This window comes from Arthrobacter sp. TJ-238 (assembly GCF_058269215.1).
In genome coordinates this window covers 77,634-94,076 of record NZ_JBZCNH010000002.1, presented here as the reverse complement: position 1 = coordinate 94,076, position 16,443 = coordinate 77,634, and the positions used below count along the sequence as shown (strand labels likewise).

The 16,443-nt window shown below is 70.2% G+C and carries 17 protein-coding genes; 8 read left to right on the top strand and 9 right to left on the bottom strand.

Features of this window, described 5'->3' with window-relative positions:
• Positions 1–46: 46 nt before the first annotated feature.
• Positions 47–307 carry a YegP family protein gene (locus AC4D2O_RS03795; RefSeq protein WP_490905272.1) on the bottom strand — a complete coding sequence of 87 codons (261 nt, stop codon included), beginning with the start codon at positions 305–307 and terminating at the stop codon, positions 47–49.
• A gap of 206 nt (positions 308–513) precedes the next feature.
• Between AC4D2O_RS03795 and AC4D2O_RS03790 the strand changes: the two genes are divergently transcribed.
• On the top strand, positions 514–957 hold the full coding sequence (locus tag AC4D2O_RS03790) for a hypothetical protein (RefSeq protein WP_490905271.1): 444 nt from the start codon (positions 514–516) through the stop codon (positions 955–957).
• 130 nt (positions 958–1,087) lie between these two features.
• On the opposite strand, the gene AC4D2O_RS03785 is transcribed toward AC4D2O_RS03790, so the two are convergent.
• Positions 1,088–1,915, bottom strand: coding sequence for an SDR family NAD(P)-dependent oxidoreductase (locus tag AC4D2O_RS03785; protein ID WP_490905270.1), 828 nt, complete (start codon positions 1,913–1,915; stop codon positions 1,088–1,090).
• A gap of 188 nt (positions 1,916–2,103) precedes the next feature.
• Between AC4D2O_RS03785 and fdhA the strand changes: the two genes are divergently transcribed.
• Together fdhA and AC4D2O_RS03775 are read left to right on the top strand one after the other, a co-directional pair.
• Complete coding sequence (gene fdhA, locus AC4D2O_RS03780; RefSeq protein WP_490905269.1) at positions 2,104–3,327, top strand: formaldehyde dehydrogenase, glutathione-independent; 1,224 nt, start codon at positions 2,104–2,106, stop codon at positions 3,325–3,327.
• Between the two features lie 389 nt (positions 3,328–3,716).
• Positions 3,717–4,430, top strand: a complete 714-nt coding sequence (locus AC4D2O_RS03775) for a transglycosylase family protein (RefSeq protein WP_490905268.1) — start codon at positions 3,717–3,719, stop codon at positions 4,428–4,430.
• Between the two features lie 118 nt (positions 4,431–4,548).
• On the opposite strand, the gene AC4D2O_RS03770 is transcribed toward AC4D2O_RS03775, so the two are convergent.
• Together AC4D2O_RS03770 and AC4D2O_RS03765 are read right to left on the bottom strand one after the other, a co-directional pair.
• Positions 4,549–5,235 (bottom strand): hypothetical protein, encoded by a 687-nt coding sequence (locus AC4D2O_RS03770; RefSeq protein ID WP_490905267.1) that lies wholly within the window; start codon positions 5,233–5,235, stop codon positions 4,549–4,551.
• A 117-nt stretch (positions 5,236–5,352) separates the two neighbouring features.
• A complete protein-coding gene (locus AC4D2O_RS03765; protein WP_490905266.1) occupies positions 5,353–6,252 on the bottom strand; it encodes an SDR family oxidoreductase in 900 nt (299 codons plus the stop codon).
• Between the two features lie 91 nt (positions 6,253–6,343).
• Between AC4D2O_RS03765 and AC4D2O_RS03760 the strand changes: the two genes are divergently transcribed.
• The 3 genes from AC4D2O_RS03760 to AC4D2O_RS03750 are packed head-to-tail and all read left to right on the top strand — an operon-like array spanning position 6,344 to position 9,445.
• The gene (locus AC4D2O_RS03760) at positions 6,344–7,588 is read left to right on the top strand and encodes a type III polyketide synthase (RefSeq protein ID WP_490905265.1); all 1,245 of its coding nucleotides are present in this window, start codon (positions 6,344–6,346) and stop codon (positions 7,586–7,588) included.
• The gene (locus AC4D2O_RS03755) at positions 7,585–8,316 is read left to right on the top strand and encodes a class I SAM-dependent methyltransferase (RefSeq protein ID WP_490905264.1); all 732 of its coding nucleotides are present in this window, start codon (positions 7,585–7,587) and stop codon (positions 8,314–8,316) included. Before AC4D2O_RS03760 ends, AC4D2O_RS03755 begins: the two co-directional genes overlap by 4 nt.
• On the top strand, positions 8,309–9,445 hold the full coding sequence (locus AC4D2O_RS03750; RefSeq protein ID WP_490905263.1) for an FAD-dependent oxidoreductase: 1,137 nt from the start codon (positions 8,309–8,311) through the stop codon (positions 9,443–9,445). The genes AC4D2O_RS03755 and AC4D2O_RS03750 overlap by 8 nt, the downstream gene beginning before the upstream one ends.
• Positions 9,446–9,508: 63 nt before the next feature.
• On the opposite strand, the gene AC4D2O_RS03745 is transcribed toward AC4D2O_RS03750, so the two are convergent.
• A complete protein-coding gene (locus AC4D2O_RS03745) occupies positions 9,509–10,048 on the bottom strand; it encodes a hypothetical protein (protein WP_490905262.1) in 540 nt (179 codons plus the stop codon).
• A 135-nt stretch (positions 10,049–10,183) separates the two neighbouring features.
• Here AC4D2O_RS03745 and AC4D2O_RS03740 point away from each other — a divergent pair, with 135 nt between their 5' ends.
• Positions 10,184–10,528, top strand: coding sequence for a DUF3140 domain-containing protein (locus AC4D2O_RS03740; protein ID WP_490905261.1), 345 nt, complete (start codon positions 10,184–10,186; stop codon positions 10,526–10,528).
• A 71-nt stretch (positions 10,529–10,599) separates the two neighbouring features.
• Here AC4D2O_RS03740 and AC4D2O_RS03735 read toward each other — a convergent pair whose 3' ends face one another.
• The 3 genes from AC4D2O_RS03735 to speB form a co-directional block, all read right to left on the bottom strand.
• Positions 10,600–10,803, bottom strand: coding sequence for a hypervirulence associated TUDOR domain-containing protein (locus AC4D2O_RS03735; protein ID WP_334208804.1), 204 nt, complete (start codon positions 10,801–10,803; stop codon positions 10,600–10,602).
• A 63-nt stretch (positions 10,804–10,866) separates the two neighbouring features.
• Positions 10,867–12,558 (bottom strand): thiamine pyrophosphate-binding protein, encoded by a 1,692-nt coding sequence (locus tag AC4D2O_RS03730; RefSeq protein WP_490905260.1) that lies wholly within the window; start codon positions 12,556–12,558, stop codon positions 10,867–10,869.
• Complete coding sequence (gene speB, locus AC4D2O_RS03725; protein ID WP_490905842.1) at positions 12,558–13,559, bottom strand: agmatinase; 1,002 nt, start codon at positions 13,557–13,559, stop codon at positions 12,558–12,560. The genes AC4D2O_RS03730 and speB overlap by 1 nt, the downstream gene beginning before the upstream one ends.
• A 393-nt stretch (positions 13,560–13,952) precedes the next feature.
• Here speB and AC4D2O_RS03720 point away from each other — a divergent pair, with 393 nt between their 5' ends.
• A complete protein-coding gene (locus AC4D2O_RS03720; RefSeq protein ID WP_490905841.1) occupies positions 13,953–15,761 on the top strand; it encodes an APC family permease in 1,809 nt (602 codons plus the stop codon).
• Between the two features lie 6 nt (positions 15,762–15,767).
• Here the strand turns inward: AC4D2O_RS03720 and AC4D2O_RS03715 are convergent, their stop codons facing one another.
• Entirely contained in the window at positions 15,768–16,346 is a 579-nt protein-coding gene (locus AC4D2O_RS03715) for a cupin domain-containing protein (RefSeq protein ID WP_490905259.1), read from the bottom strand.
• Positions 16,347–16,443: the final 97 nt, after the last annotated feature.

The following is a 16,443-nucleotide window of genomic DNA, read 5'->3' as shown; positions in this document are numbered from 1 at the left end:
CACCGTGTCGCGGGATCTCTCGCCTCCGGCCCTGCCGGCGGCGCCCTCAGGCGTCGCGGCGCCCGCCGTCCCTACCGGAAGTGCCCTGCAGCCCGAAGAACAGCTCGTCCTGCTCGGGCGACTCCACCCGGCTGTGGTCCACCACGGGACCCGTTCCGGCGATCTCACGGATCAGCTCGATGCCTGCGATCGCCTCCTCCTTCGAGGCATAGAAGGTGGAGACGGCGACGAGCGTTCCATCGGGAGCGGTCAGTTTCACACGGAAACCCTCGTCGTGAGCGTCCACCAGTTTGAAGTAACCTGCCATCGTCCTACCTCCTTGTAAGGGGCGATCTCCACAAACCTGCGGTCTCCTATGATAAGCATACTTATCGACCGGTTTAACCCCTGGCGGCAACCCGTCCGGACAGGTAGTGGGACGGCCACCGGGAGGTCTATCGGCGGCCGGGGGCCGCAGTACCCGGGGGCCACCCGGGGCGTCCCTCCAGCACCACGCGACCACGAAGGAGCACGATGACAGAGCCGAGCAGCGCAGGCAATCCCGATGGTGCGGCCCTTCCGTCGGACCACCCGCTCGGCCCCGCAGTGCCCGTCCCGCCGCGCGAGAAGGAACGCGGGACGGAAGCGGTGCACGCCGGCCGGGAGGCGACGCCCGACGGCGACGCCCGGACTGATGGACGAACGGATGAGCGAGCCGACGTAGCGGGCGGCGACGCGGTCCCCCGACATACCGGGGACGGCCACCCCGGCGGCGACCGGCGCGAGAACGTCCTCGACCCCTCGGCCGGGTCGGCGGGGCACTCCGCGACCGGCATCCGGGAGGAACAGGGTACGCACGAGGCGGGCGCCGTGCCCGCAGCCTTCGACGGCGACGGTGCGCCGGGCCCCGAGCACCGCCGCCCCGAGGACGCCGCGGACCAGCCTGATGCGTGGGACGGCGGCGGAGTGCCGCAGTAGGCCCGACACGGGGTCGTCCGGCCGGCGGGAGAGCCGGCGGGAGAGCAGGCGGGAGAAGGGTTCGGCCGCGCGCACGGGCATGCGACGCTGCGCGTCCGCGGAGCCCGGGCAGGTTTCCGGAGCAGCCCCGTCAGCGGCCCCGCGCCGCGAGGCGGGCCACGAGCGACGACGGCGCCACCCGCGCGAGCGCCGTGAGCACCCTGTAGCGGCGGCTCGGGACGGACACGGCCTTCCCGGCAGCGGTGTCCCTCAGGCCTTCCCGGACCACGAGCCCGGCATCGAGCCACAGGAGGGCGGGCACGCTCCCCTTGTCCGCGCCCATGCGCTGGTGGAAGTCGGTGTGCACGAAGCCGGGGCAGACCGCCGTCACCCGGATGCCCTCGCGCCCGTAGGTGAGGTTCGCCCAGCGGCTGAAGCTGATCATCGCCGCCTTGGCCGCTCCGTAGGTCCCCCTCGGCGTGAAGCCGGCGACGCTCGCGACATTGATGATGGTGCCCGAGCCGCGTGGGCGCATCGATTGCAGGGCTGCGTGCGCCAGCGACAGCGGCACCTCGACGTGGATCCGGAGGTGGCGGACCTCGTCGTCGAGCGCGTTGTCCGCGAACGGCCGCAGCAGCCCGTAGCCCGCGTTGTTCACGAGGACCGTGACCGGCGCGCGCCCTGTGCGCTCGCCTGCACCGGCCCCCGCCACACCCGCTGCACCCGGCGCCGCGACGCCGCCCGGTGCGGCAGCGCGCAGGCGGGCGAGCACCCGCGCCAGGCCGCCGTCGTCGAGCAGGTCCGCAGCGATCGTCTCCACGTCGACGCCCCACTGGGCGCGGAGGGCTGCCGCGGTCTCCTCGAGCGGGGCGACGGCGCGCGCCACGAGCACCAGGTCGCAGCCGCGCTCGGCGAACTGGCGGGCGAACTCCGCTCCGATGCCGGAGGTCGCCCCGGTGATGAGGACCGTTTCAGTCATGGGGCCACCCTCCCCCGCCCCGGCGGGTACCGCAAGACCGCGCCGACGGGCATGCAACGTCCATGCGACCCCCCGGGCGGTAGGTTCTGCGCTACCGGCGGGCGGCGGGCACTTCTGTACCGCCTCCATCGGTTCCAGCGTCCGGGAAGCCGGACGCACCACGAACGGACTGACGAAGAGGAAGTTCCATGAGCGGAAACAGAGCTGTTGCGTACAAGGGACCGGGCAAGGTCGAGGTCATCGACACCGACTACCCCACGTTCGAACTGAAGGACGGACCGGGCGTCAATCCGGCGAACATCGGCCGGAAACTGAATCACGGCGTCATCCTGAAGACCGTCGCCACGAACATCTGCGGGTCGGACCAGCACATGGTCCGCGGCCGCACCACGGCACCGGCCGACCTGGTGCTCGGGCACGAGATCACCGGCGAGGTCGTCGAGGTGGGCTCCGACGTCGAGTTCATCAAGGAGGGCGACATCTGTTCGGTCCCCTTCAACATCTCGTGTGGGCGGTGCCGCAACTGCAAGGAGCGCAAGACCGGCATCTGCCTGAACGTGAATCCCGCCCGGCCCGGAGCCGCCTACGGCTACGTGGACATGGGGGGCTGGGTGGGTGGCCAGGCCGAGTACGTCCTCGTGCCGTACGCGGACTGGAACCTGCTGAAGTTCCCGGACCGGGATCAGGCGCTGGAGAAGATCCTCGATCTGACGATGCTGTCGGACATCTTCCCCACCGGCTATCACGGTGCGGTGACGGCCGGGGTCGGCGTGGGCTCCACCGTCTACATCGCGGGCGCCGGTCCTGTGGGCCTCGCCGCTGCGGCGTCGGCCCAGCTGCTGGGTGCGGCCGTCGTGATCGTGGGCGACCTCAACGAGGGCCGGCTGGCACAGGCGCGCAGCTTCGGCTGCGAGACCGTCGACGTGTCCAAGGGCGATCCGCGCGACCAGATCGAGCAGCTGCTGAGCGTGCCGGAGGTGGACTGTGGTGTCGACGCCGTCGGGTTCGAGGCGCGCGGCCATGGCGAGGGTGCGGGCAAGGAGGCGCCGGCGACGGTCCTCAACTCGCTCATGGACGTCACGGCGGCCGGCGGCGCACTGGGCATCCCCGGCCTGTACGTCACGGGCGATCCAGGAGGCATCGACGAGGCCGCGAAGGTCGGCTCCCTGTCGCTCAGTCTGGGCACCGGCTGGGCGAAGTCACTGTCCTTCACCACCGGCCAGTGCCCGGTGATGAGGTACAACCGCGGGCTGATGATGGCGATCCTGCACGATCGCGTGCAGATCGCCAAGGCCGTGAATGCGAAGCCGATCGCGCTCGACGAAGCACCGCGCGGCTACGAGGAGTTCGACGCCGGCGCGGCGACGAAGTACGTGCTGGACCCGAACGGCTACCTCGCCAAGGCCGCCTGACACCGGCCCCGGGGGCGTGTCGAAGAGAGGGTCCGGGCGTGCCGCCCGGGCCCTCTCCGGGCCGATTCCGGGACGTGCGGCGCCCAGTGTGCCAGACAATCCTCAAATGAGCCAGCTCTGAATCCCTGTTTTTACTCAATGTCAAGCACGGCGCTGTACCGGTTTGGCAACGAATGAAAAATGGCCTACGGTGGAGGCAGTTCCCCGTCCGGGGAAGCGAATAGCTGCCGATGATCGAGCAGCAATGAATGCCCGGCACCGCTCTCCACCGCTCGTTGCTCAACAGGCGGCTGCCGAACCATGACCTCTAAACCGTCAAGGTGAGCAACGGCGCGAAGAAGTCCGGGGACGGACCTAGTGCGGGTGGCCTTTCGGAGCATCGTACCCCCATGAACACACACAAATTCAGCACCAGCGCGCGTCGCGGACTTGCCGCAGTAGCACTCACCGGCCTCGGCCTCGGCGCAGCGGCCGGTGCGGCCAACGCAGCCCCCGCCAGCGACTGGGACGCACTCGCCCAGTGCGAGAGCGGCGGAAACTGGGGCATCAACACCGGTAACGGCTTCTCCGGTGGACTGCAGTTCCAGCCCTCCACCTGGGCAGGCTTCGGCGGCCAGGGCAACCCACAGGACGCCTCCCGTGAGCAGCAGATCGCCGTCGCCGAGAAGGTCCTCGCCGGCCAGGGCTGGGGCGCATGGCCCGCCTGCTCCGCCAAGCTCGGCCTGAGCAGCGGCGCCAACCCGGGTGCCATCCCGGCCCAGGCCGCTCCGGCTCCCGTCCAGTACCAGTACCAGACGACGGCGCCGGCTCCCGTGCAGTACCAGGCACCGGTCCAGGCTCCCGTGCAGTACCAGGCACCGGTCCAGGCTCCCGTGGAGTACCAGGCACCGGTCCAGGCTCCTGTCGCCGAGGCTCCTGTCGCCGTGGCTCCCGTCGCCCTGAGCGGCGAGACCTACACCATCCAGTCGGGCGATACCCTGGGCTCCATCGCGACGAAGCTCGGCGTCACGGGCGGCTGGCAGGCGCTCTTCGCCGCCAACGCCGACACCGTCATCCACGCCGACCTGATCTTCACCGGTCACGTCCTGCAGCTCCCGGCCTAGTCCGGGCCCGGATCCGCACTCGGATTCAAGCTGAACCACAGCTGAACCACAGCTGAACCACTGAGCCCCCGCCTCCTCGAGGCGGGGGCTCAGTGGTTTAACGCCTGAACCGGTACGGTCACCCGCAGGACGTGGCGTCGACGTCGATCTTCAGATCATGAGCCACCGAGTAGTCGCGCTCGGGCGTGGAGAAGGCGACGAGGATGTTCTCGGCGCTGCCGTGCGTGACACCTTCGGCGAGTTCGACGGTGACGATGATGTTGACGTGCGCATCGGGCGCCAACCGGTAGCCCTCGGCCGGCACCGGCGGGCCGATCGGCTCGGGCGGCCCGCTGGGTGTCGGCGCCGGGGTCGCACTGTGACCCCCGTGGGCTCCCGCGTCGGCGCCCGGGTGGTTGTGCCCCTCACGGTTGGCCGTCTGGACCATGGACGAGAGGATGTTCAGGCCCTCCGGGTCCCCCAGCGTCATCGCGCCGAAGGTGAAGGTCTCCAGCGTGGGGTTATGGAGCATCACGGTGTAGCGCAGGCGGCTGTCGTCGGGCTGCACCCCGCAGAGCTCCGCGCCGTCGATCCCGACGTTCAGCGGATCGTCGCCGAGATCGCCGAGGCCCTCCGTCACGGACGCCGCCTGGTTGCCGGCCTCCGGAGCGCCCGGTGTGGTCGACAGTGTCTGCCCGTCCGCCGTGTTGACGCCGAGGGGATTCTCCTCGACGGTGCCGCAACCCGCCAGGGCAAGCGCGCTCGCGAGCGCGACGGCGGCCAGGGTGGTGCGCGGTGTCGAGGGCAGTGCACTCAGGAGGTTCACGATCAGCCTGTCCGTGTCAGCCGGCCGCCGGACGGCGAGCCTTCGGCGCTGGTGAACGTGATTCGTCGCACAGCACCGCCCGGCTTGGTCCGGGCCCCGGCGCACCGGGGCGTCCGGTCAGGCGAGGGGCTTGCCACCGGTCACGCCCAGCACCTCGCCGGACACGTAGCGTGCATCGTTCGAGGCGAGGAAGACGTAGGCTCCCGCCAGTTCCGCCGGCTGTCCCATCCGGCCGAGCGGCGTGCCCTCACCGAAGGAGTCCAGCTTCTCGCTCGTGGTCGTGGCGGGCTGCAGGGGCGTCCAGATGGGTCCCGGTGCGACGGCGTTCACCCGGATGCCGCGCTCGCCCAGCAGTTCGGCGAGACTGAACGTCAGGTTGTTGAGTGCAGCCTTCGTGGCCGCGTAGTCCATGAGGCTCGTGGACGGGTGGTAGCCCTGGATCGAGGTGGTGTTGATGATCGAGGCGCCCTCGTCCAGGTGGGGCAGTGCTGCCTGCGTGAGCCAGATGGTGCCGTACACGTTCGTCTCGAACGTCCGGCGCAGCTGACCGGCGTCGATGTCCGGCAGCCCGTTCGGCTGCGCGATGTGGAACCCTGCGTTGTTCACGAGGATGTCCAGTCCGCCGAGCCCGTCGAGCACCTGCCGGATGGCCGAGGGCGCGTAGTCCTCCTCCCGCAGGTCGCCGGGGACGGCGAGCGCGGTTCGGCCCTCGGCGCGGATGAGCTCGAGGCAACTGGCGCCGTCCTCCTCCTCCTCCGGCAGGTACCCGATGGCGACGTCGGCTCCCTCACGGGCGAAGGCGAGCGCCACGGCCCTGCCGATCCCCGAGTCGCCGCCCGTGATGAAGGCGCGCCGCCCGGTCAGCCGTCCGTGGCCGGTGTAGCTGTCCTCGCCGTGGTCCGGCCGCGGATCCATGCGCTCGGTGAAGCCCGGGTACTCCTGCAGTTCGGTGGAGGCATCGACGTCGGGACCGCGCGGATCCTCCTGGTCGAGGGTGCCTGAGGGGTCGTTGCCCATGGTGCTCCTGCCGTCGGACGAGCGGTGTGCTGCGTGAACACTAAGCCTACTGTCATTGTGTTTGGGGCGTTAGTCCTCTAGTAATGGATCTATGACAGTGATCCTGAGGTCCCTCGAGACCGCCGTGCCCGCGACAGTCATGGTGCAGCCCCAGGTCCGCGATGTGTTCGCGGCTCAGCCCGGTCTCACCCGGCTCGGCCAGCGTCTCGTCGGAGCGGCCTTCGACTCCTCCGGCATCGAGACCCGCTACACGGTCCTCGAGGAGCTGACGCTCGACCGGTCCGTCGACGACCCCCTCTTCTTCGACCGGGAGGAGTTGCGGATCCTGTCCCCCAGCACCAAGGTCCGCAACGAGGTGTATGCGGAGGAGGGCACCAAGCTCTTCGTCGAGGCCGCCCGGAAGGCGCTCGCCGCGGCGCCGGGCGTCGAGGCGTCGGACATCACGCACGTCGTCACGGCGTCCTGCACGGGGTTCTTCGCACCCGGCCCCGACTACAAGGTGGTCCGCGCCCTGGGGCTCGACCCCTCGGTGCAGCGCTACCACCTCGGCTTCATGGGCTGCTACGCCGCCTTCCCGGCGCTCCGGTCCGCGAAGGCGTTCTGCGATGCCGACCCGGACGCCGTCGTCCTCGTGATCGCCGCCGAGCTGTGCTCGCTGCACGTGCGCTCCTCCAACAACCCCGATACCATCGTGGGGTCGTCGCTGTTCGCCGACGGCGCCGCCGCGGCCGTGGTCTCCGCGCGGGAGATCCCCCTGACCGCTCCCGCGCTCAGCCTCGACCACTTCGAGACGGTGCTGACACCGGTGGGTGAGGAGGCCATGGCCTGGAACATCGGTGACGAGGGCTTCGAGATGGTCCTCGGCACGTATGTCCCCCACATCATCGACGACCACATCGTCGGGGCGCTCGAACCGCTGCTGGCGCGGGACGCCTCCCTGCAGGGCCTCGACTACTCCGAGATCGAGCACTGGGCCATCCACCCGGGCGGCCGCAGCATCCTGGACAAGGTCGAGGCCAAGCTCGGGCTTACGGAGCAGCAGCTCGTCCCCGCGCGCGAGACGCTGCGCGACTACGGGAACATGAGCAGCGCGACGGTCATGTTCGTGCTGAAGAACATCCTCGACCAGCCGGCCTCCCCGGGGAACGACCGCATCTGCTCGATGGCGTTCGGTCCCGGGCTCACGGTCGAGACCGCCCTCTTCACCCGGATCGGCGCGATCCCCGCCGGTGCCGGGAATGCCGCGCCCGGCGGAGCCGCCGTCGAGGTCGGCGACGAGGTCGACGACGCCGTCCCCGCGGATCTCGAACCCATCCTCACCGAAGCGGGCGCATGAGCCGACCAGGGTTCCTCGCCGTACGGGACCTGGACGCCATCGAGGAGATGGACCGGCCCGACTGCGATCCCGGGCGGCTGACGCGCACCTATGCGCAGTTCGGCATCGTCAACGCCGCGGTTTCCGGGCTGCGCCGCACCTACACGAGCCTGCTGCGGCCCGCGTTCTCACCGGACCGCATCAACACCCTGCTGGACATCGGGTCGGGTGGCGGCGACGTGCCGCGCGCGCTGGCACGCTGGGCGCAACTCGACGGCCTGGCCCTCGAGGTGACGGCGATCGATCCCGACGAGCGGGCGCACGCCTACACGACCTCGCGTCCCGCCCTGCCCGGGCTCTCGTTCAGCCGCGCCCTGAGCTCGGAGCTCGTGGCGCGGGGCGAGGTGTTCGACGCCGTCGTCTCCAACCATGTGCTGCATCACCTGGACCGCGCCGCGTTCGCCGCCCTGCTCGACGACTCGGACCGGCTGACCCGGCGCGTGGCCGTGCACAGCGACATCGCGCGCCATCCCGTCGGCTACGCCCTGTTCTCGGTGGGCACGCTGCCGCTGCCCGGGTCCTACATCCGCCGCGACGGCCTGACCTCCATCCGCCGCAGCTACACCCCGGCCGAACTGCGGGCCGCGGTCGCCGACCGGCCGGACTGGCGGGTGCGCACGGCGATGCCGTTCATCAACCACCTGGTGCTCGATCGTCGGGACGGACACGGGGACGCCGGCCGTGCATGACGTGATCGTCGTCGGCGGCGGGCCTGTTGGACTGTACACGGCGCTGCTCCTGCGGCAGGCGGGCCTCGACGCCGTCGTGCTGGAACGCCGCGTCGCGCGCAGCGACCATTCAAGGGCCATCGGCATCCATCCGCCCGCGCTGCGCGCGCTCGAGGCCGGAGGGATCGCCGACGACCTCCGCGCCCGCGGCGTGTTCATCCGCGACGGCGTGGCCCGCAGCGCCGGGCGGCACGTGGGCACGGTGTCCTTCTCCACGCTGCCCGGCGGTGAGAAGTACGTCCTGGCCGTGCCGCAGGCCGTCACCGAGGAGATCCTCGAGCGCCGGCTCGAGGAACAGTTCCCCGGCACGGTGCGGCGGGGCGTCGCGGTACTCTCGACGCGCGACGACGGCGACCATGTGCTCGCTGTGACCAGGACGCCCGGCGGGGATGCCGCGCTCGAGGCGAGGCTCCTCGTGGCCGCCGACGGTGCCCGCAGCTCCGTCCGCGACGGTGCGGGTATCCGCGCTCCCCTGCGCCGCTATCCGGACTGCTACGTCATGGGCGACTTCCAGGACTCCACCGACGACGGCGATGACGCCGTCCTCTACCTCGAGACCGGCGGCATCGTCGAGTCCTTCCCCCTGCCCGGCGGCATCCGCCGGTGGGTGGTGCGCGTCGGCTGTCCGGTGGACCGGCCGACAGCGGAGGACCTGACCCGGCTCATCCGGAACCGGACGGGCGTCGACGTCGATCCCGGCACCAACTCCATGCTGAGTGCGTTCGAGGTCCAGTCGCGCCTGGCCGAACGGTTCGTCGCCGGCCGCATCGTCCTGGTGGGCGACGCCGCCCACGAGGTGTCCCCGATCGGCGGGCAGGGCATGAACCTGGGCTGGCTCGACGCCGTCCGGCTCGTCCCCATCATGACGGCATCGCTGCGCGACGGCCACGACGTCGCCGCCCGGTTGGCCACCTACGAGAGGGAACGCCGGGCGCAGGCGGCGCTCGCCCGGCGGAAGGCGCACCTCAACATGGCACTCGGGCGGCCCCTGCCGGCGCCGCTCATGCGCCCGCGCAACGCCGTGCTGGGCGCGCTCATCCGGAGCGACGCCGTGCACGGCGGAGTGGCCCGGGCCTTCACCATGCAGTGATCCGCCTCCCCCTTTCAACGACAGGACCCCCGCGGCGTCCGTGACCCGCGAGGGTCTGAGGGTCTACTTCCTGAGCAGGCCCTTCTTGACGTTCTCGGGACGCTGCATCTCGCCCTGCTTGGATCCCATCACCACGACGATGCCGCTGATGACGGGCAGGAGCCACTGGGTGGCCTTGAGCTGCGACTGCGCCTTGGCCAGTTCGTCGCTGGCACCGGGACGGGGCTCGGTCGCGCCCTCTCCACCCTGCTCGGCGAGCTCGCCGACCTTCTTGCCGAGCATGCCGGAGTACAGCGAGAGTGCCATGCCCGCGACCGTGACGACGGACTTCCAGACGGTGTTCGAGCCGACCGAGTCCTGGGCCGCGACACGGCCCTTGTTGCCGAGGATCAGGCCGATGCCGCCGATGGCGTGGATCGCGAACGCCGCGATCTGGACGGGGGTCCACTTGGCCCAGCCGAGCGAGGACAGGCGCGTGCGCTCCTTGGGGTCCTTCGCCTTGCCGGTTGCACCGTTGAGTCCGACAGCGCCCATCAGGGTACCGCCGAACCACGCTGCAGCGCCGAGGTCGTGGGCTGATCGTGCCAAAAGGTTTCCTGCCATGATGTGAGCTCCTTAGACGTGGTTCCACCTACCCCTCTACATTTATCAGCCTGCTTAGGATTAAGCTATTGCCAGCTTCAAATGGTGAGCGGATGGGATCCCGTCCGCGGAACTGCTACGAAAGGTCCGGGACGGATGGCGGAGGATACGAACGATCTCGACGGCGTATGGCCCCAGTGGAAGGACGCCGTCAACATGAGCGCCTCCGAGTTGGAGAAATGGCTTGACACCGAGGAATCGCAGGCGGTGGGACAGAAGGAGTCGGGGTCGGGCGAGTCCGTGGGTCACGAATCGGGCCGGCGCATCGTGAAGATCCTCGGTACCAGGCGTGACGACCTGAAGGACGACGACGTCAGCCACATGCACAAGGTGGTGGGCTACGTGCACCGCCATCTCGCCCAGCGGCCGTCCAAGGAGGACATCGAGTCCTCGAAGTGGCGCTACTCGCTGATGAACTGGGGTCACGACCCCCTGAAATAGGCGGTCTTCCCTGGAGGTGAAGGGAGCCCCGCCGATGCGGGGCGCCCTTCGTGTCGTCCTGTGCTACTTCGCTACTTCCTCGACAGCGCGCTCTCCTTGTGCGCCGCCTGCTTGCCCGACTTCGCGCTCTCCACGGTGTAGTAGGGCTCGTCCTTGGACGCCTTGAACGTCTGGTCGTCGAAGGTGAACTCCTTGTCGTGCTTCTCCACGACCTTCCCCTCGGTGGTGCCCTGCGACGTGTTCCAGGTGACCTTGTCGCCCTTGCTGAATGACATTGCGTTCCCTCCTCGAGGCAGTGGTGCTTCCGACCCTGTCACCCCGCGGAGGAAAAGGGAACCCTAGGAATCGAGGTGCGTGGGTGCGAAGAGCCGCACGAGCGTCTCCACGACGACGACGTTGGGACCGTCCGCCGCGAGGCTCTCGCGCAGGGCGTCGCCGACGTCCTCCGGGGCCACCCGGCGCGCCGGGACGCCGAAGGATTCGGCGAGCGCCACGAAGTCGGGCCGGGCGAGCTCGGTCGCCGTCGCCTTGCCGAACGCGCCCTCCATGTACTCGCGGAGGATGCCGTAGCCGCCGTCGTCGACGATCAGCCAGGTGACGGGGATGTCGTGCTGGCGGGCCGTGGCGAGCTCGGCGATGGAGTACATGGCGGAACCGTCACCCGAGACGGCGAGGACCCGTGCGGGCAGTCCGCGCGACTCGAGGCCGATCGAGCCGCCGATGGCACCGGGGAAGCCGAAGCCGAGGCCCCCGGCGCCCTGCGCGGAGTGGAACTGGCCCTCGCGGGCGTCCCAGCAGCTCCAGGCCCAGTAGGCGGAGATGGTCATGTCCCAGAACGTCTGCATGTCCGCCGGGACGGCGTCGCGGATGTCCTGCATGAACGCGCGCTCCTTGGCGAGGTCCTGCGCATCGAGCCGCGCACCGACGCGTGCCAGGGTCGTGGCGACGAGGGCGACGGCGTCGTAGCCCGGCTCGCGGGACCGGTCGAGCGGCTCGAGGGCCTCGTCGAGGGCGGCGAGGGCCTGACCGGCGTCGGCGCGGATCCCCAGGGCGGGCCGGTTGGACTCGAGGACCCGCGGTTCGGCGTCGATCTGGATGATGCGGCCGCGCGGCTCGAGGGTGAAGTAGTTGGACGTGACCTCGCCCAGCGACGAGCCGACCACGAGCAGCACGTCGGCGTCCTCGAGCACCTCGGTGACGTGACGGTCCTCCACCCATGACTGCAGCGAGAGCTCGTGCGTCCAGGGGAAGGCGCCGTTGCCGCCCGGCGAGCAGACCACCGGCGCGCCGAGCTTCTCGGCGATGGAGAGCAGCCACTTCTCGGCCCTGCCGCGCCGTGTGCCGCCGCCGGCGACGATCGCCGGGCGCTTCGAATCGCGGAGCCAGGCCACGGCCTCGCGGGTGAGCTCGATCCGCGGGGGGTTGTCGAAGGGCTCGGCGAGCGCGTCCTCGACCTCGGGCACCATCACGGGATCCAGCAGCACGTTCTGCGGCACCTCGATCCACACCGGCCCCTGGGGCGAGGACACGGCCTCGGTCCAGGCGTCCTGGATGGCCGACGGGATGCCCGAGGCGTGCTGGATGAGGCGCTGGCTCTTGGTGACGTTCGCGGCCGAGGCCTTCTGGTCGTCGAGCTGGTGCAGCATGCCCTTGCGGCGCGCACCGAGGCCCTCCAGTGGGATCTGGCTCGCGACGACCACCATGGGGACGCCGGTCGCATAGGCCTCCTGCAGGCCGGCGAGCGAGGTCAGCGCGCCCGGCCCGGTGGAGAGGAACAGGACGCCGACGTCGCCGGTCGCGCGGGAGAAGCCGTCGGCGGCGAACGCGGAGTTGTTCTCCACGCGTGAGGAGACGAAGCGCAGGTCGGAGCGGGACAGCGCGTCGAACAGGCCGAGCGCGTGCTGCCCGGGGATGCCGAAGACCGTCGTCGCGCCCAGGGCGGAGAGGGTCTCGACCACGAGGTCGCCGCCGTTGCGCTGGCCGGTGACGGGGGCGGGGGGCGCGGACGCGGCGCCGTCGGTGATCTCCATCAGTGGTCCTCGATCATCGGGGCTGTGGGTGCGGGTGTGAGGGTGTCGGCCATCAGCGTCACGAGGTCGTAGGCGACGTGGGAGGCCGCCACGCCGGTCATCTCGGCGTGGTCGTAGGCGGGGGCCACCTCGACGACGTCGGCGCCGACGAGGTTCAGGCCGCGGAGGCCGCGGAGGATCTCGAGCAGTTCGCGGCTCGTGATGCCGCCGGCCTCGGGCGTGCCGGTGCCGGGGGCGTGTGCGGGGTCGAGGACGTCGATGTCCACCGAGACGTAGAGCGGCCGGTCGCCGATGCGCGTACGGAGCCGGTCGACCACCTCGTCGACGCCCTGGCGGTAGACGTCCGAGGACGTCACGATGCCGAAGCCGAAGCGACGGTCGTCCTCGAGATCCCGCACGCCGTAGAGCGGGCCGCGCGTGCCGACGTGGGAGATGGCCTCGGTGTCGAGGATCCCCTCCTCCACCGCACGGCGGAAGGGCGTGCCGTGCGTGTACTCGGCGCCGAAGTAGGTGTCCCAGGTGTCGAGGTGGGCGTCGAAGTGCAGCATGGCCACGGGCGATCCCGCCCGTTCGGCCGCCGCCCGCAGGAGGGGCAGCGCGATGGTGTGGTCGCCGCCGAGCGTGACCAGGCGCGCGCCGTCGGCGGTCAGGTCCAGTGCGTTCTGCTGCACCGTCTCGATGGCCTCGTGGATGTTGAAGGGGTTGACCGCCATGTCGCCGGCGTCTGCCACCTGCACGCGCTCGAAGGGCGAGACGTCGAGGGCCGGGTTGTACGGCCGGAGGAGTCGTGAGGCCTCGCGGATGTGGTTGCCGCCGAACCGGGCGCCGGGCCGGTAGGAGACGCCGGAGTCGAAGGGGACCCCGACGACGGCGATGTCCGCGCGGTCCACCTGGTCGAGGCGCGGCAGGCGCGCGAAGGTGGCCGCCCCTGCGTAGCGGGGGATGCGGGAGGAGTCGATCGGGCCCACATGCCCGCCTCCCGTGACGCGCAGTTCTTCCACAGCTTCCATCCCGTCCGGGCTCCCCTCGCCCATGCGGAGTTGCCCAATATGCATCAAAGGTTTTGCACAAGGCTATTGCCGCGGGGAAAGAGGGTCAACACCCGGCACGACCCAGTGCGGCGGCACGCCGTGACCCACACCATGCGGACTGCCTGTTAAGGAAGCGTTAAGACGGGCCGACGGCTCCCGGGCGGGACCTACGGTGATCGGGTGAGTTCCTCCGTACGCATCCCACAGGCACAGGCAAAAGCACAATCACAGGCACAGGCACAGGCACAGGCAGAGACACGGGCGCAGCGCGGCAAGCGCCTCGGGCGCTGGCTGCTCAACGAGCCTGCGCAGCCCAGCACCCACCAGCCCGAGCCGGAGCGGACCCAGCCGTGGTGGAAGGTCATGTGCCTCACGGGCGTCGACTACTTCTCGACCCTCGGCTACCAGCCCGCCATCGCCGCTGCCGCCGCCGGCGTCCTGTCCCCGCTCGCGACCCTCATCCTCGTCGCCGTCACGCTCTTCGGTGCGCTCCCGGTGTACAAGCGCGTCGCGTCGGAGAGCCCGCGCGGCGAGGGCTCGATCGCCATGCTCGAGAAGCTGCTGCCCAGGTGGCGCGGGAAGGTCTTCGTGCTGGTGCTGCTCGGGTTCGCCGCCACGAGCTTCCTCATCACGATGACGCTCTCCGCCGCCGATGCGAGTGCGCACCTCATTGAGAACCCCTTCGCCCCGGCCTGGCTGCAGGGCCAGGAGGTCCTCATCACCGTGGTGTTCCTCGGGCTGCTGTCCGGAGTCTTCCTCCGCGGCTTCCGCGAGGCCATCGGCATCGCCGTCGCGCTCGTCGCCGCGTTCCTCGTGCTGAACCTGTGCGTCGTCGTCGTCTCTGCGGTGCAGATCGTGCAGCAGGGCGGCCTCGTGGGGAACTGGTGGACAGCACTGACCACGCAGCACGGCAACCCGCTGATCATGCTCGGCCTGGCCGTCCTGATCTTCCCGCGCCTGGCCCTCGGCCTCTCGGGCTTCGAGACCGGCGTGGTCGTCATGCCGCAGATCGACGGCAGGCCCGGCGACACCGAGGAGGATCCGGCCGGCCGGATCGCCGGCACCCACAAGCTCCTCACCTCGGCCGCGCTCATCATGAGCGGCTTCCTCATCGCCTCGAGCTTCGTCACCACGCTGCTGATCCCCGCCGAGGCCTTCGAGGAGGGCGGCCCGGCCAACGGCCGCGCCCTGGCCTACCTCGCGCACCTCTACCTCGGCGACGGCTTCGGCACCGCGTACGACATCTCGACGATCGGCATCCTCTGGTTCGCCGGCGCATCCGCGATGACCGGCCTGCTGAACCTCGTGCCGCGTTACCTCCCCCGCTACGGCATGGCCCCGGCCTGGGCGAAGGCCGTGCGCCCGCTCGTGCTGGTCATCACGCTCATCGCCATCCTCGTCACCTTCTTCTTCAGGGCCGACGTCGAGGCCCAGGGCGGCGCGTACGCCACGGGTGTCCTGGCCCTCATCACGTCCGCCTCGGTCGCGGTCACGCTCTCGGCCCACCGCAAGCGCCAGCGCGGCCTGACCGTCGGCTTCGGCATCGCGACGGTGGTGTTCGTCCTGACGACGGCCGTCAACATGATCGAACGCCCCGACGGCCTGAAGATCGCCACCTGCTTCATCCTCGGCATCATCGTGATCTCGTTCGTCTCCCGCTCGCGCCGCGCGTTCGAGCTGCGGGCCACGGACATCCGCATGGACGAGGCGGCCGTGTCCTTCGTGAGCTCGCAGGACGACGGCGACATCCTGCTGATCGCGCACGAACCCAAGCGCCTCAGCAGCTCCGCCTACCGGCACAAGCTCCGGCACGCCTGCGCCGTCTCGCACTTCCCGGGCACCGCCCGCCCGCTGTTCATCGAGGTGACGGTGGACGACTCGTCCGAGTTCGAGACCGAACTGCGCGTGCGCGGCGTGGTGCGGCACGGCTACCGCATCCTCGAGGTCCACAGTTCCAACGTGCCGAACACCATCGCCGCCGTCATGCTGCACATCCGCGACATCACGGGGCTGATGCCCCACGTCTACTTCCGCTGGACGGAGGGCGACCCGGTGTCCAACCTGTTCAGGTTCCTCTTCACCGGCGAGGGCGAGATCGCACCTGTCACGCGCGAGGTCCTGCGCGCGGCCGAGCCGGACGTGACCAAGCGCCCCTGGGTGCACGTGGGCTGAGGCGAGCTACTTCCCGGAGGCTGCGGGAACGAGCGTCCACAGCACGACGGCCTCGCGGTCGTCCGGGTTGAGCCACGTGTGGGGCTCACGGCCGGGGAAGGTGACGGTGTCCCCGGCCTCGAGCTCGTAGCGGGTGTTGGAGAAGATCAGGACGAAGCGACCCTCGACCACGTGGAGTGTCTCCACCTCGCAGTCCACCGAGTAGAGCTCGTCCTCCCCCTTGCCTCGGGGCTCGACGACGGCGCGGATCATCTGGAGCCGGCGTTCCGAGCGGGCGGTCATGAGCCGCTCGGTGATACCCTGCCCGCCCAGACTGATCCGGGGCGCCTCAGCCGACCGGGTCAGGTGTGTCTCGGGCACCTGGAACAGGTCCCCGATCGAGATGGAGAGCACCTGGCACAGGGTCACGAGCGAGGCGACGGACGGCGACGTGAGGTCCCGCTCCACCCTGCTGAGGAATCCCTTCGTCAGGCCGGTGGAATCGGCCACCTGCTCGATCGTCATGCGCTGCGCCTGCCGCGCGGCACGGATCCGCGAGCCGATCGCGACCGGGACGTTGGTGGGCTCGACGGGCAGGGCCTTCATGCGTGTCCTCTCCTCCGGCGCTCCGGGAAGGTCCCTCGTCCCCTGGAGGACGGCGGCCTTCGACGGGCATGCCATGGTTGACGCGTGACCCACGTCA

Coding starts and splice junctions, on each gene's coding strand:
- AC4D2O_RS03795 (WP_490905272.1), bottom strand. CDS start 307: ATGGCAGGTTACTTCAAACTGGTGGACGCTCACGACGAGGGTTTCCGT.
- AC4D2O_RS03790 (WP_490905271.1), top strand. CDS start 514: ATGACAGAGCCGAGCAGCGCAGGCAATCCCGATGGTGCGGCCCTTCCG.
- AC4D2O_RS03785 (WP_490905270.1), bottom strand. CDS start 1,915: ATGACTGAAACGGTCCTCATCACCGGGGCGACCTCCGGCATCGGAGCG.
- fdhA (WP_490905269.1), top strand. CDS start 2,104: ATGAGCGGAAACAGAGCTGTTGCGTACAAGGGACCGGGCAAGGTCGAG.
- AC4D2O_RS03775 (WP_490905268.1), top strand. CDS start 3,717: ATGAACACACACAAATTCAGCACCAGCGCGCGTCGCGGACTTGCCGCA.
- AC4D2O_RS03765 (WP_490905266.1), bottom strand. CDS start 6,252: ATGGGCAACGACCCCTCAGGCACCCTCGACCAGGAGGATCCGCGCGGT.
- AC4D2O_RS03760 (WP_490905265.1), top strand. CDS start 6,344: ATGACAGTGATCCTGAGGTCCCTCGAGACCGCCGTGCCCGCGACAGTC.
- AC4D2O_RS03755 (WP_490905264.1), top strand. CDS start 7,585: ATGAGCCGACCAGGGTTCCTCGCCGTACGGGACCTGGACGCCATCGAG.
- AC4D2O_RS03745 (WP_490905262.1), bottom strand. CDS start 10,048: ATGGCAGGAAACCTTTTGGCACGATCAGCCCACGACCTCGGCGCTGCA.
- AC4D2O_RS03740 (WP_490905261.1), top strand. CDS start 10,184: ATGGCGGAGGATACGAACGATCTCGACGGCGTATGGCCCCAGTGGAAG.
- AC4D2O_RS03735 (WP_334208804.1), bottom strand. CDS start 10,803: ATGTCATTCAGCAAGGGCGACAAGGTCACCTGGAACACGTCGCAGGGC.
- AC4D2O_RS03730 (WP_490905260.1), bottom strand. CDS start 12,558: ATGGAGATCACCGACGGCGCCGCGTCCGCGCCCCCCGCCCCCGTCACC.
- AC4D2O_RS03720 (WP_490905841.1), top strand. CDS start 13,953: ATGTGCCTCACGGGCGTCGACTACTTCTCGACCCTCGGCTACCAGCCC.
- AC4D2O_RS03715 (WP_490905259.1), bottom strand. CDS start 16,346: ATGAAGGCCCTGCCCGTCGAGCCCACCAACGTCCCGGTCGCGATCGGC.